Source organism: Paenibacillus sp. Soil724D2 (genome assembly GCF_001427935.1).
Taxonomy (GTDB): Bacteria; Bacillota; Bacilli; order Paenibacillales; family NBRC-103111; genus Paenibacillus_E.
The window spans coordinates 34,725-50,164 of the sequence record NZ_LMRY01000026.1 but is presented as its reverse complement, the minus strand read 5'-3'; the positions used below and the strand labels follow the sequence as shown (position 1 = coordinate 50,164).

The window sequence follows — 15,440 nt, the reverse complement described above, 5'->3', positions numbered from 1 at the left end:
CACTATTGATCCTCTACTTCACCAGCTGACCGCGAGTAACACCTAATTGGTTCGTCGCTTTCAACGAACGCCATACTTGCGTACCGCTAATCTCACCATCAATCGCGCGACGGTACAAGTCGAGAATTTCGCGCACCTTGTCTGGCGTCTCTTCAAGGAACTCAACACGGAAGGAGCGGATGCCTAAATCCATGAAATGACTCAAGTACTCGGCACCAGATTGGTCCACCGCGTTATACACCGTATTACGACAGCCTTCATCGACACGCACCGGGTGAGACATTCCGACACGGTCTTGTAAAGAAACGCTGTGATCCTCACAAGGACGACCGCAGTTTGTAAAGTCAGTGCCCTCGCTCAGGAACGTACAGTACACGCAGTGCTCCGTATGGAACATCGGCATGTGCTGATGAATAACAACCTCAAGCTTCGAGGTCTCAGCACGACGAAGCAAATCGACCATTTGCTGAATGTTCAAATCGTACGAAGGCGTAATCTTCGAAAGGCCCGCTTCTAGGAACAAGGCAGCCGTTTTGTGGTTGGCCACATTGAGCGAGAAATCCCCGATTAACTGCGGTTTCGGCGCGTCTGGATTTTCCAACCGATGCTTCAAGAAGAAGTAGGCTGCGCCCGTATTACGGATCAATACCGCATCCGGATTAAGCTTTAATATATGGTTAAAATAGCCCGTTTCCCCTGGCATGTGAATACGCGGTGTCACCAAGGCGATTCGGCGCCCGGCTGCACGAACGGCTTCCACGGCCGCTGGGAACTGCTTAATAAATTCGAAATCCGCATAAATAAACTCGATTTCCGTTGTTTCAAGCACAGCCTTCACCTGATCCAGGTTACGGCAAAGTGCAGTAAGCTCCACAGCCTTGCGTTCCGCTAGGGAAAGCGCAGGAGCATTCGCGGCAGCGTTGGTGATAGCTGCCTCAGCAGCTGACTGAATCACGTCGTCATACACGCCGATTTCACGCTTCATGTAAGCAGGCGGTTTCTGCCGCTCGTCTTCCATCAGCTCCACAGCCATGCGGCGCATGCTGTTAAGCTCACGCATTGGCACAATCAGCTCACCGGTCAGCTGTAGATCTAGCTGGCTGAGCTCAAAAACCGTGCCGCCAAGGCGTCCAAACTGCTCCGTAAAGAGCTGTTCGTCCATCGGTCTTTTCTCCGCGCGAACGAGCGGAAGCTCGGACTGTACGAAGACGGTATGTCCGCCTTGAATATCCGTCCACCAGCTCTTGAGCGGCTCGCCTTCTACGCCGCTTACCTTCACGCTGACCGGGAATGTCCGGTAAGGCTTGTCGGTCTCGAACGTCTGGCGCAGGCGCTTGTCCAGCTGCGGATCATTCGTCTTCCAGATGCGGTCCCCGACATGCAGACGGCCCAGCTCCACATCATTGCGTCCCATAATGATTTCGATGAGTCCGCCCTCGGCTTCGCCTTCGAGCTTCTCTCCCTTGCGGCGCAAATCGTAGATGCGCCCGCCTTCTTCCTTCTTCGTCGGATCCCCCGCGTCGAAAACAAGACCGTCACCGCGCTTGAGCGGCGCCTCCAGCTCACAGATCACGCCATCGCGCAAAATTTGCTTGATGCGGCCCACGAAAACCCCGCGGCTCTTCGGAAACGTGCCATCGACAAGCTGCTTATTGTTGGTTCCATTCAAGAAGCCAACCGTAAATCCACGCGAGAAGCTTTGCTGTAGCTCACGAACCTCTTCTTTGGTCGGACGAGCATCCTCCCCATCGAAATAGCGGTCAATCGCACGGCGGTATTTGCTCACGACATTGGCCACGTATTCAGGGGTCTTTAGACGCCCTTCAATTTTGAAAGAGCGTACGCCGGCTTCAATAAGCTCCGGCACGATCTCTATCGCTGCCAAATCCTTTGGCGACAGCAAATACGTGACATCGCCCATCGGCTTTTGCACGCCATCGACCATCAGATCATACGGCAAGCGGCATGCCTGTGCACATTCTCCGCGGTTAGCGGAACGCCCGCCCCACATTTCAGAAGTCAAACACTGACCGGAATAAGATACACAAAGCGCACCGTGCACGAAAACTTCCATCGGAAGCTTCGCTTGATCGCCGATTTGTTTAATCTGCTTCAAGTTATTTTCGCGCCCTAAAACAACGCGCTCAATATCGAACGGCTTCGTAAATTCAACCGCCTCAGGCGATGTAATCGTCATCTGTGTCGATCCGTGAATCGGAAAATCAGGGGAGATTTGGCGAATCATTTTAACCAAACCAAGATCCTGTACAATGACCGCATCCACACCGGCGTCCACACATGCATCAATCAATTGCTTCGCATCATTCAATTCTTCCTCAAACACAAGGATGTTGAAGGTAAGGAAGCCCTTTACTCCATATAGATGAAGGAACGACATAATATCCGGCAGTTCAGCCATCGTAAAGTTATGCGCGCGTGCCCTAGCATTAAATTTCTCCACACCAAAAAACACGGCATCCGCACCATTGGCAACAGCCGCTCTCAAACAATCCCAATCCCCCGCAGGGGCCAACAATTCTATATCTTCTCTGCGTATCGTACGCATGGCAGCAAATCCTTTCAATAATAGATCCTCGGGTAAACCTCAAAGTCTTCTCTTTAGTGTAACAGAAAGGATAGGTAGGAATCTAGGGCGGGGGGGTAATTACAAACTTAGCCAAAATCCGACAGCCACAGCTAATTGCCAAACGTTTCCTCTAGGAACACCAAACCCTTTGAAGTTAACAAAGCTTCCTATGAATGCTATAATGGCAAGGATAGTGACCTTTTTAGTAATTGAGGGATACCTTTGGTTTTGTCGAAAATTCGTGTTCTTAAACTACTGATCGGACTCGGCCTTGTCAGCCTATTTACCATTGTCCTACTTTTATTTTTGCCAAAAGTAGATGAAACCAAGCTCCTCTATGCGACGAGCGGGGATCTTTATGATGCGGCAGCCTATGGAAATTTTCAGCAAACCTTGCAAGCAGGCGTTCAAATTGACAAGCAAAACCTACCCTCCTTAACAACGAGCCAGCTTCGTAAGTATGATGCGATTTATCTGGATCCTGCCCTTGCGCAAGATGCCGGGTGGGCGGAGCAAGTTACGAAGCTTGTCACATTCGTGAAGCAGGGCGGACATTTATTAGTGGAAAATGAGTTTGCTGACCGGTTTCCGCTGGATTTTCTTGGAGCTGCCAGAATTGTTGATTTAAAAAAGGTACCTCTGAACAAATTTGGTTCACCTTTCTTATCAGGGGATTCACTGTCTCTCAGCTACCCGCAGGTGCCAGTTAATCTTCAGGGCATTCAACAAACCTTTCAATTATTTACGCAAAGCTATCTTAAGCATAATACAATGGACGATCTACCTGGTTTTAACCTCGGATACGGTTTCGATCCCTCCACAGGTCAAACGATTGTGGCAATGAATAAACCTATGGAGTCGAAGATGCCTGTATCGCTTGTTATGCAGAACCGCGTTGGAAAAGGCACCGTGCTGATCAGCAGTAACTTTCTGCCTAACCGGTATTTCCTAACAGGCTACGACATGATGAGCGGCATGGATCCGAAGCTAGGCTTCTCACAGCTGGCTGCAAAGTACCAAGCAGAAATGAAACGGGTTCCGGGAACGACTTATTTCAATAGAAAAACGTTACCGATTGAGCCTTACTTTAACTTTGCTTTTGCTGCCGCGAACATGCAGTACCGCGGTGAGCAGCTGGCTTATGTATCGAAAGAAACATTTGGTTACAGTGTGAAAAAAATTCTTGGCCCTTACGGAAGGCCTGCGATGGCCTTTCAGAATCATTTTGAGGCGATGCCGGCAATTCAGCAGAAAGACGGCATTGCTTGGGCGGAGAAGCTGAAGGAATATAACGAGATCCCCTCGTTTACACTCGTGCGTAACGCCTTCTACTGGGGGCAATGGCGCGAGAGCGTGACGGTGCAGCTCAATACGGGAACGAACGCGCAGCCGAAGTTCGTCGGAGAGCTGCCTGGCTCGGGTTACGCGAGCGGGCTGCACGTGATGGCTGCTGGCAAGCCCCTGCGGCAGGCTTTGTTTCCACAGTATCGCGATCTGTCGAGCGCGATTGAGCTGCCTTACCGCGCGTACCCGACGGCCGCGGATATGAACGGCGACGGCCGCACGGACCTCGTGGTCGGCAGCTCGGATGGATTCGTGTATGTGTACACGAATCAAGGTGTTGACGCGGCGGCCTACACGAGTGAGCCGCCGCCAGAGGGCTTGGCGCTGCCGGACACGTTCGGCGCGCCGGTGAAGCTGTTGCTGGAGTCCGGCGAGCCGCTCCAGCTTGGCCCTTACAGTGCCGTTCACGCCGCAGACGTGAACGGGGATGGCCGCACGGACCTCGTCGTCTCCGACGAGTCCGGGGCGGTACGGCTTCTGCCGCAGCTCGCTAGCGGCAGGTTCTCGAAGCCCGCGGTGCTGCTCGCGGGTGGGAAGCCGCTGCAGCTGCCCGGAGGGCCTGCAGCGCCGTTCGTCGCCGACGTCGATGGCGACGGCAAGCTCGACCTTGTCCTAGGCGGAGCCGATGGACAAGTATGGCTCTACAAGGGCCGCAGCGCAGCGGGCCTCACCCTAAACCAAGGCAGCGCCATCATCACGCTGCCGAACAAAGCCACGCACGCCGCACCATCCGTGCGTGACATCAACGGCGACGGTCGACTTGATCTCGTAGTCGGCAGCAGTGACGGGGACCTACAGGTTTTCACCCAAGAAGGCGCTGGCGCTTGGGCAGATGCGGGTCCCCTACAGGGCACAACCCTGAACCAAGTCGGCGATCACGCCTTGGTTGCCGGCCACTACTCCGTCCCGCTTTGGATAGATCTTAATCACGACGGCAAAGACGACCTGGTCGTCGGCGGTATCGAATTCGGGTCCCCCGTTTCGATCGACGACCCGCAGTTTCCTTATCAAGCGGAGCTCCAGGAGTTCATCCAATACGCGCGTGACAATCATTTACAAATCGATCCGCACATGTTCGTGCATAATTTCAAAAGTGCTGAACAGGAACGTACCGAGCTTTCCCTTCACAAGAAAGCTTTCGATAAGCTCGGTATCCCTTGGCTGCACCCTGGAACGAACCAACACACGTGGCGCATCAATAACATAGATCAACAGCAAACACTGGAAAATGAACAGCAGCAAGGATTATGGTACAATTTCGGATTCTTATCACCCGATTCGCCCGTTATTTCACGTCCCGAAGAGATTTGGTCGCTTCCCTTCCTATTACAGGATAAACAAGGGAATACAGATCATACGATGCTGATTCATACACCGACGCCGGTACTGCGGACAGGAGATTATGCAACGACGGACGTTTTCGAATCAATGGCTAAATTGGACATGCCGATTGATTATTTCGAGCACATCGAGTACCATTTTCCCGTACCGTCTTTGGTTGCCGACTTAACCAATTTTGCTGATTACTTTAATAAACTTCGTATGAAGCATGATTATAATTTTATGACCGAAACACAGATGGCGAAGTCATTCTTAACCGCTATGAAAAGCGAAGTTCGTATTAGTCAGTCATGGGCTTCTTACTTATGGGACAAGCTGAAAGATCGTTTATCAGGCAGCAGTCCGCACTTTCACGCCACTTTGACACCGAATACCAATAAGGTGCCAAGCTTGGCTGGTGAGTATGCTGCAACACTTGGTGTTGTCATCGAAAAGGGTGAAAAACTTGCCCTATACTCCCTACTAAGTGATTCGGATATTTACACGACAATTGACAACCAATTCTATGTAGGTTTGGCTAAGCCATCCTCCATCGGTATTGGAGTGACCAAGGAAAAGTTCCACGTCGTGCGTTCTAATGTCCCTTTTGGGCTGACACAGCAAGGAAACACTCATCAATTGGTCCTGAAATCAGCAGGTCTGCAGCAAGTGAAGGTATTCAGTCCTACGGAGCTACTTTTCGACGGATCCGATGCCAAGATCGAGCATGACTCCCAAACACATATGTACACCATCACCCGATACGGTGATTTGACGACACTTACTTTTACAGCAAAGTGAACTAACATTCCTTTATCTAATGACCACTTTTAAATTAACCAGGAGGCTTTCCAACATGTCTAATGAAGAATTATTAGCGCAGCTTGAACAGCATATTCGCGAGCGTTATGAAATTGCTGAGGATGACGATGATTTTGACGTTGATGTTCATCTGTTTGATTATGGGTTCATTGACTCCATCGGAGCCACAGCGCTCATCGCCCATATTGAGAAAACGTACAGCATCCAAGTGACGAATCAAGATTTAATGCTGTACTCTATGAACACGGTAAGCGAAATTGCCGATTTTATTTCCAAGAAGACTGCGAGGTAACCCACTCATGTTGACATGTAAAATTTCTTTAGAAGGCCTGGCTGAAAGTCAGCATGGACAAGTCAAATACGCGTCCGCCTTTGCCGATGAGCATATTCAGGATATTGCCCTTGTGGATGGTCACATTATCATTACCCATAACTCTCCGAATGGAAACGAAGGTATTACCGAACGGGTTCAGCGTCTTATTGAACGCTTCTCACACGGTGATTTCGGCTTCAAGGAAAACATTCTATTCGAGAACAAAGTCGATACTCCCTATGAAGGCGATATTATCGCTGAGCTTGTAGAGCGTAAAGCAATTAAAGTGTTGGAGCCCGGCCTTTTTATTTTCCGTGAGCCTTTCTCCAGCTTAATGCGTTTCTTGGATTATTCTTTCGTTACAAAGATCGCCAAGCGTTTCGAAGGCATGCAGGAAGAGTCTTATCCAGCTGTCATTCATAGTCACACTTTGAACAAAACGAACCATTTCACTTCGTTCCCTGAGCATATCCACTTCGTGACTCATTTGCGTGAAGACTTGGATGTCATCGAATCCTTCTCCCAATCGATCCGCGAAGCTGGCGGTTGGAACCAAGAGCAGCCATTGGCGCTTGATAACAATATGGTGAAGCCGAACTTCATGATGAATCCTTCTACTTGTTACCACTGCTATGAAGGCCTAGAGAATGAAACGCTTGAGGGTGACGGCATCGTCGTTACAGCCATTGCGAAATGTCACCGTTTCGAGTCCAAAAACCACACCGATTTCGGTCGTCTGCTCGACTTCTCGATGCGCGAAATTATTTTCGTCGGTAAACCGGACTTCGTCAAAGAAAATCGCCTAAAATCGATTGAATATCTTAAAGAGCTTGCCGTTGAGTGGAACGTGGACAGCATGATGGAGATCGCCAACGACCCGTTCTTCACGAACGATTTCCAAGTGAAAGCGTCCTTCCAACGCAATCAAGAGATGAAATATGAGCTGCGCTTGAGCATTCCTCATGTGAAGAAATCAATCGCCTGCTCCTCTGTAAATTTCCATAGCAACACGTTCGGAAATGCTTTTAATATTAAAATGGGCAAGCGCAACGCCGTTACAGGCTGTGTAGGCTTTGGTATCGAGCGCTGGGCGTTCGCGTTCTTGGCACAGTACGGTCTCGATGAACAGCAGTGGCCTGCCACATTCCGTGAGCAGTACCATGCTTGGCAGGAGAAGGCGCTGTAAGTGCCTTTTCTGTTCTATCCGTAACTACTTTGCTATGTCGACCATAAGCAGATCCCCTGATGGATCATTGATGTATAACCATCGATAATGAATCCCGATGAATGATCCTCGCCAAGTGAACCTTGACGATTGATTCCTCGACCGTCTAAGTTGCATTTTGTACAACAATATCTCGATAAAGTGGCCTTTACCAGCAGCATAGTTGCATTTCATACAACAATTCTGTTCCAAAACGCCTGATTTGATGAAAATCTCTTTGAATTGTTGTATTTTTTACAACATATAGCCAATATGCTTAAGGATTTAAAAGAATTGTTGCACAAAATGCAACTTCACCTCGAGTTGGGGGACGTCGGGTACATTGAGACGCATTCATATCAGTCCATCGACCTGCACGTTACATCAAAGTAACATCACATGGCCCACACACCGACATTAGCTGTACGATATACAGTTCCTTGTCAGCTGTGGACCAACTAATGCTTCATGCGTTCTCTATGGCAAGCCAGACGTTATGAAGCGTCCATCCTATACAAAGATAATGAGTGATACCGTTGAAAGTAGCTGCATTTCTCAAAAAAAATAGTTTCGTACTCGGCCTGCTGCTGGCAATCGTCGTCTCCGACCTGCTCATTTCTTGGTGGAACCCGATGGTTAGCTCACGCCGTTTTTACAAAAACGACTTTACCAAAACGCTCTACCACCACGGCTGGTCCCAATCGGGTCCAGTTTTCTTCGGTAATTCCTCCGTTACGGGTGCGTATATCGAAGAGAAATCCGAAGCCCATTTGGTTGAAATGGGACTTTCCTATGGAATGCTAACCGACCTGAAAGCCATCCTATCGAATAACCTTTACCAGGTGAAGGATGAGCTTGTGATTGGCATTGATGTTCACACCATGCTGGACTCACTTGAAACTGATCCAACCTACCAATGGTTCAAACCCTGGTACCAGCCTTATGTTTACACGTACCGCGACTATTTCCGGGATTCCGGTGAAGAGTTTGCTCGTAATCTGAGTAAAGGCAGCCTAACCTACGAACCTCGCTGGATTGATAAAGAGCTGTACCCCGGTCGCAAAGACGATGCTTTCCTAAAGACGAAATGGACCGATTACGACAAGCGCTTTGGTTCCATGACACTGAAAGATTTTCAGGCAAATTTGGATGCTCTGCAATGGGTTATCCAGTATGCGAATAAGCATCAACTTCCTCTGCGTGTGATTTGGATGCCGTGGAACAAAGGCTATACGGATCCGCCTTACGTCGCCTCCTTAATGCAAGAGGCAAACCGCCAGCTGCAAGCCGCGAATGTCCCTACGCTGGATTTGCTGCACAAATACGATCCACGCTATTTCCATGACCTTGTCCACTTGAACCGCGAAGAGGGCGCGCCGCTATTTACAAAGGAGGTAGACTCATGGTTAAAATCCTTAGGAAAACCATCGAAGTCCTGATCTATCTCGTGATGCTGTATTTGGTTTTCATCTATTTTACTGGCAAGGGCTTGTTTATCTACGAGAAATTCTAGTATTTCAAAATCTTCTAGAAGTCTAAGATGAGACTGATCAAGCTTTCGAAGCGAGGAGTTCTATAGCTATGTTTTATATGCACATGAACGCAATTATCGCTATGATTGGCATGGTTGCCGTTCTGATGCTCACCCGCAAGTGGGCTAATAACAAACGCATTCTGATGATTATTTTCAGTCTCTGCTTTCTGCTGCTGTTTAGCCAGAAGCTGCTTATTTTCTATGCTGCTTTCACGATCATTAATTATGCTGGCTTTGTTTATCTATGCCGAACAACGTTCTGGCGTAAAGCGACCTTTATTTTCGCGATTGCCGCTAATGTTGTCGGTGTGTTTCTCGGTGTCCGGCTTTTCGTCATGGACATTTTTCACAATCCATTGTTCGATGCTATCATCTATTTAGGCCTCATTTATAACGTTCTTAAAGTGATCGATGCATATTATTTTGCTTATTTCTTCGGTAAAGAAGGTCAAGTTCCAGCCATTGATTACGCGAATTACCTGCTCTTCATTCCAACTTTTACATCGGGACCGATTTTAAAATTCCGTGATTTCATGGCCGATAGCAAAAAGCCTTACAACGTAGACGCCGCTCTTTTTGAAGATAGTGTGAAACGGATCATTTTAGGTTTGTTTAAGAAAATTGTTGTGGTCACCTGGATGACCAGCGTTTTCGATCAAGTGCTAAAGCAGGATCTGCACACCCATCAGTCGTTATTTCTATTGATCTGGTTCTATGCACTCATTTACTTTGATTTCTCCGGTTATTCCGATATGGCGATCGGCTTTGGGCGATTGATGGGCTATACGATGCCTGAGAACTTCAAGCGTCCTCTCTTCTCACCTTCCATGACGCAGTTTTGGCGAAATTGGCACGCGACGTTAGGTGATTTTTTCCGAGATCATATTTTCATGTTCTTCTCCCGTACTGCTCCATCCCGCTGGGTAGCCTCCAGCTTGTCTGTTCTGATTATGGTCTTGATTGGTCTGTGGCATGGCTTTACATGGCTTTATTTCTTCTACGGGCTCTATCATGGGATTATTCTGGCCATCGAAAATATCTTTAAAATCACTACCGTTAATAAAAAGAAAGTATCCAAAACCTATTTCTACTTTCGTTGTTTCGTTACACAAGCATTAGTTACGTTCTCGGTTATTATCTACAGCTCCAATTATGAGACGGTACTTCGGATCTATAAAGGCTTGCTTCATTTTACTGGATGATAGTGGTATAATTTGTGTGGTTGTTTACCATTTATGGAGGTGTACCTAATGAAGTTAGGCGTTTTTATGGTTCTGTTCGGTGGAAAACCGTTCGAGGAAGCGTTGGATTACATTGCTGCGAAAGGCTTAGATGCTGTTGAAATTGGTACAGGGGGCTATCCCGGTACAGCTCATTGCAACCCAAGCGAACTTCTCGCAGACGCAGGGAAATTAAAAGCATTTAAACATGCGGTGGAATCCCGCGGTTTGACAATCAGCGCGCTTAGCGCACACGGTAACCCGTTGCACCCGCAAAAACACATTGCTAAAGAGTTTCATGATGCTATCATACAAACGATTGATCTTGCTGAGCGCTTAGAGGTACCTGTAGTTAATACGTTCTCAGGCTGTCCTGGTGACCATGAGGATGCGAAGTATCCGAACTGGCCGGTAGCGCCTTGGCCGAACGATTTCCAAGAGATTCTGGACTGGCAGTGGGGGAACAAAATTATTCCTTACTGGACAGAGACAGGCAAGTACGCTTCCGACCGTAATATTAAAATTGGTCTGGAGCTGCACGGCGGTTTCTCCGTACATACGCCAGCAACTCTCCTTCGTCTGCGCGAAGCAGCAGGTGATGCGATCGGCGCGAATCTTGACCCGAGTCATATGTGGTGGCAAGGAATCGATCCTGTGCAAGCTGTTCAAATTCTTGGCCGTGCCGGAGCGATTCACCATTTCCACGCCAAAGATACATCTCTTGATGTTAACAATGTGAACCGCTATGGTGTAACAGACATGCAATCCTACGCTAACATGCTTGACCGCGCTTGGCAGTTCCGCTCTGTTGGTTATGGTCATGATATGAAAGTTTGGGCTGACATCATTAGCGCTTTGCGCCTTGTTGGTTACGACTATGTCGTGAGCATCGAGCACGAAGACGGTTTGATGTCCGTAGAAGAAGGATTCTCCAAAGCGGTGCAAAATCTGCAACAAGTGCTCATCAAGGAACCTCTTGGTGAAATGTGGTGGGTATAAGCATTCGCTAAAGGATAAACGACTCCGTCGTCCTACTGGGACGAGCGCGTTTGTCAAGACTGATGACGCGAAGTGTAATAAAACTTATACTTTCTTATCTAATTAAATAAAACAAAAAAGCCCGCAGGCGCCGTTGATCTTACGATCTTGGTCCTGCGGGCTTTTATCTTGTTTTGCTCTGATTTACCAGCCGCTGATCATAACGTAATCCATGATGCCGAATACGATCAAGGAAACTCCTGCAAACCCAAGGGCAAACAAATTTCTTCGAGGGTTGATCAACTGTCTAATAACCGCAATGGCGATGACAACCGTGAAGATCAAAACGTAAATATCAAAGCTTGTATACGTACTTGTTGTTGCTGCTGCTTCCGCTAATAACATGGTGAAACCTCCTTATAGTAACTCGGTGCAAGGCACACGTCCTGCTATTTTAATTCTATGTTAGCTTGATTGGGCATTAGATGCAAGTGATTACACTGATGTGTAACAAGTTTGTCACCTTTTGCAGGCCTTGGCCCATATGATAAGGCCATGAATGAATGGATTCAACGAAGCTCATACATCAAATCAATGATTTCTTTTTGATAAATCGTGTTTTCTCATACCTGCCTCGTAAGTATAAAATGTCCATCTCTTCGAGTATTTATAACTCCGAGCATATTTGAGATTCAACTCATGACTTATACATCAGCTGCCAAAATAAAAAATAAACCCGACATCCCTATCAAGGGACGTTTCGGGTTCTATGTTTTCTTAGAGTAACATTTCTTAAACGACTAGTCCGTACACGGGGTCGAATTCTTTATGCTCCTCTAAGTATACGTTTTGTAGTTTTTCTGCTAATTCTTTCTCCTGCCAAGCTAAGAATCGAAAAGGATCAATACCTAAAGCAGAAACAATCTCTTGTAACTCTAACGTCGGTTTCATAACAAGCCTCCATAAAGTAGATAGATTATACTGCTTATATCCTCAATCATGGATAGTTAGTAATAGGGATATTTTCGTATGCAACTTATAACCTAATTATAGGTCTATTCTCCCTCATTGTGATAGAGGGTTAAATTGTCGAAGCTTGTATCATTCTATTAAGTCTTAACAAAATTAAAGGTATGTTAGTCGGAATTGTGACAAAAAGAACAAAATAAGCTTGGCGTCACGATCTCTTGTATCGTGAGCCAAGCTTATTCGGGTAACTGACTAGCCGACTGATTCTTCTAGCACCTCAAGGCGCTTCGCATAGTTCTCAGAGCGCTCCCGATCCCGTTCAAGGATCGGTTTCAAATACTGGCCGGTGTAGGACCCGGCCACCTTCACGACATCCTCCGGCGTACCGGCTGCCACGATCAGTCCTCCGCGGGTACCACCCTCGGGGCCTAGATCGATGACGTGGTCCGCCGTCTTGATCACATCGAGGTTATGCTCGATGACAAGTACGGTTTCACCGTTCTCAACGAGACGGTGAAGCACCTTCAGCAGACGATCGATATCGTGGATGTGGAGCCCCGTAGTGGGCTCATCCAGGATGTAGATCGTCTTGCCTGTGCTGCGGCGGTACAGCTCCGCCGCGAGCTTCACACGCTGGGCTTCGCCGCCGGACAGCGTAGTAGCTGGCTGGCCGAGGGTCATGTAGCCCAGGCCCACATCTAGAAGAGTCGTCAGCTTACGATGAATACGCGGCAAGTTCTTGAAGAACTCGCAGCCGTCCTCAATCGTCATTTCTAACACTTCGGAAATGCTCTTGCCTTTGTACTTCACTTCCATCGTCTCGCGGTTGTACCGCTTGCCTTTACAGACTTCACAAGGCACATACACGTCTGGTAAGAAGTGCATCTCGATCTTGATGATGCCGTCTCCACGACAAGCCTCACAGCGGCCGCCCTTCACGTTAAAGCTGAAGCGGCCTTTCTTGTAACCGCGAACCTTGGCTTCGTTCGTATTCGCATAAACATCACGAATATCGTCAAACACACCGGTATACGTCGCTGGATTCGAGCGTGGCGTGCGGCCAATCGGTGATTGGTCAATGTCGATGACTTTATCAATGTGTTCAAGTCCCACAATTTCCTTGTGCTCACCAGGACGCACCTTAGCTCCGTTTAAATCACGCGACAAGGTTTTGAACAAAATCTCGTTAATCAACGTACTTTTGCCTGAACCGGATACCCCTGTTACACAGGTGAATACTCCGAGTGGCACTTTAGCCGAGACGTTGCGCAAATTATTTTCTTTGGCGCCTTTGACCTCGATCCATTTCCCATTCGGCTTGCGTCGCGCTGCTGGAATAGGAATGAAACGTTTGCCGCTAAGGTATTGTCCTGTTAGAGAGTTTTCGTCTTTCATCAACTCTGTAGGCGTACCTTCCGCAATAACTTGTCCGCCATGAATACCGGCACCAGGACCGATATCGATAATGTAATCCGCAGCCATCATCGTGTCTTCATCATGTTCCACGACGATTAATGTGTTGCCGAGATCACGCATATGTTCGAGCGTCTGAATCAGACGCGTATTATCTCTTTGATGAAGCCCAATGCTAGGCTCATCCAAAATATAAAGGACACCCATCAAACTAGAACCGATCTGTGTAGCCAAGCGAATCCGCTGCGCTTCTCCACCCGATAACGTACCTGCAGCACGATGCATCGTTAAGTAATCAAGACCCACGTTGACAAGGAACCCCAGGCGAGATCTGATTTCTTTGAGAATCAAATTGGAAATCGTCAGCTCACGTTCATTCAAGTCCAGCCCTTTGAACCATTCCTCAGCGTCACCAATTGAAAGGGAAGTTGCATGCGCAATGTTTTTGCCATTGATCGTCACAGCTAACGTTTCGGGCTTCAGACGCTGTCCTTTACACTTCGGACAAGGCTTCGTGCTCATATACGTCTGGATATGCTCCCTGATCCCCTCAGAGAACGTATCTTTGAATCTGCGCTCTAAGTTGCGAATGATACCCTCGAAAGGAACCAACGCTTCCTTGCTCGCTCCCATATCATTCTCGTAGCGGAAGCGAATCTTCTCCCCGCCTGTTCCATAAAGGATAACCTTTATTTGATCACTGCTGATCTCAGAAACAGGCACATTGCGCGGAATGGAATAATGTTCACAAACCGCAGCAAGAAACTGCGGGTAATAGTTGGAAGTGCTGCCGGCCCAAGCTTCGAACGCTCCCTCTTCAATCGTTAGCTTCATATCAGGAACAAGTAAATCAGGATCAACAATCATTTGACTGCCTAGTCCATCACAATCGGGACAAGCGCCAAAGGGACTGTTAAACGAAAACATTCTCGGTGCTAATTCTTCAACACTGAAGCCGCACTCCGGACAGGCTAAGTTCTGGCTAAAAAGAAGCTCTTCTTTGTCAATGATATCAACGATTACCCGGCCATTCGCCAGCTTGAGCGCTGTCTCCAGTGAATCCGCAAGACGAGTTTGAACATCCTCTTTGATCACGATACGGTCAACAACGACCTCAATCGTATGCTTTTTATTTTTGTCGAGCTCAATCTTCTCAGCGAGATCGACCGTTTCACCGTTGACACGCACCCTGACGAATCCCTGCTTTTGAATATCAGCAAGCAGCTTCGTATGTTCGCCTTTGCGTCCTGAAATAAGGGGAGCTAGAATCTGGAGCTTCGTTCGTTCCGGATACTCCATAATGCGATCCACCATTTGTTCCACGGTTTGCGATGTAATCTCAATACCATGGGTCGGACAGTGCGGACGTCCAATTCGAGCATATAGTAAGCGCAAATAGTCGTAAATCTCCGTTACTGTCCCAACCGTGGAACGCGGATTACGGCTTGTTGTTTTCTGATCAATGGAAATAGCCGGGGATAGACCTTCAATCGAATCTACATCCGGCTTATCCATTTGCCCTAGAAATTGTCTGGCATAGGCAGATAGAGATTCAACGTATCTGCGCTGCCCCTCCGCATAAATCGTATCAAAGGCAAGCGAAGATTTCCCTGATCCACTTAAGCCTGTGAGAACAACAAACTTATCACGCGGAATCGTGACATCGATATTTTTCAGATTATGAGCTCTCGCTCCTTTAATGACGATTTGATCTCTAGACACAGTACCCTTCCTCT

General features: G+C 47.9%; 10 protein-coding genes. 6 read left to right on the top strand and 4 right to left on the bottom strand.

Annotated elements, in window-relative coordinates:
• Positions 1-13: 13 nt before the first annotated feature.
• A complete protein-coding gene (locus ASG85_RS21590; RefSeq protein WP_060647724.1) occupies positions 14-2,566 on the bottom strand; it encodes a DUF3656 domain-containing U32 family peptidase in 2,553 nt (850 codons plus the stop codon).
• Positions 2,567-2,815: 249 nt separating this feature from the next.
• Here ASG85_RS21590 and ASG85_RS21585 point away from each other — a divergent pair, with 249 nt between their 5' ends.
• The 6 genes from ASG85_RS21585 (at position 2,816) to ASG85_RS21560 (ending at position 11,343) form a co-directional block, all read left to right on the top strand.
• Complete coding sequence (locus ASG85_RS21585) at positions 2,816-6,052, top strand: FG-GAP repeat domain-containing protein (protein ID WP_063860344.1); 3,237 nt, start codon at positions 2,816-2,818, stop codon at positions 6,050-6,052.
• Positions 6,053-6,107: 55 nt separating this feature from the next.
• A complete protein-coding gene (locus ASG85_RS21580) occupies positions 6,108-6,365 on the top strand; it encodes an acyl carrier protein (protein ID WP_029194863.1) in 258 nt (85 codons plus the stop codon).
• A gap of 7 nt (positions 6,366-6,372) precedes the next feature.
• Positions 6,373-7,572 carry a hypothetical protein gene (locus tag ASG85_RS21575; protein WP_235549215.1) on the top strand — a complete coding sequence of 400 codons (1,200 nt, stop codon included), beginning with the start codon at positions 6,373-6,375 and terminating at the stop codon, positions 7,570-7,572.
• Positions 7,573-8,126: 554 nt separating this feature from the next.
• On the top strand, positions 8,127-9,029 hold the full coding sequence (locus ASG85_RS21570; RefSeq protein ID WP_060647722.1) for a hypothetical protein: 903 nt from the start codon (positions 8,127-8,129) through the stop codon (positions 9,027-9,029).
• 142 nt (positions 9,030-9,171) lie between these two features.
• A complete protein-coding gene (locus tag ASG85_RS21565; RefSeq protein WP_057303262.1) occupies positions 9,172-10,326 on the top strand; it encodes an MBOAT family O-acyltransferase in 1,155 nt (384 codons plus the stop codon).
• Between the two features lie 48 nt (positions 10,327-10,374).
• Positions 10,375-11,343: a sugar phosphate isomerase/epimerase family protein gene (locus ASG85_RS21560; protein WP_057303263.1), complete on the top strand. Its 969-nt coding sequence runs from the start codon at positions 10,375-10,377 to the stop codon at positions 11,341-11,343.
• 183 nt (positions 11,344-11,526) lie between these two features.
• Here the strand turns inward: ASG85_RS21560 and ASG85_RS21555 are convergent, their stop codons facing one another.
• The 3 genes from ASG85_RS21555 to uvrA form a co-directional block, all read right to left on the bottom strand.
• Positions 11,527-11,727 (bottom strand): DUF2759 family protein, encoded by a 201-nt coding sequence (locus tag ASG85_RS21555; RefSeq protein WP_047682168.1) that lies wholly within the window; start codon positions 11,725-11,727, stop codon positions 11,527-11,529.
• A gap of 387 nt (positions 11,728-12,114) precedes the next feature.
• Positions 12,115-12,273: a hypothetical protein gene (locus ASG85_RS38045; RefSeq protein ID WP_156389965.1), complete on the bottom strand. Its 159-nt coding sequence runs from the start codon at positions 12,271-12,273 to the stop codon at positions 12,115-12,117.
• A 270-nt stretch (positions 12,274-12,543) separates the two neighbouring features.
• Complete coding sequence (gene uvrA / locus ASG85_RS21550; RefSeq protein WP_057303266.1) at positions 12,544-15,426, bottom strand: excinuclease ABC subunit UvrA; 2,883 nt, start codon at positions 15,424-15,426, stop codon at positions 12,544-12,546.
• Positions 15,427-15,440: the final 14 nt, after the last annotated feature.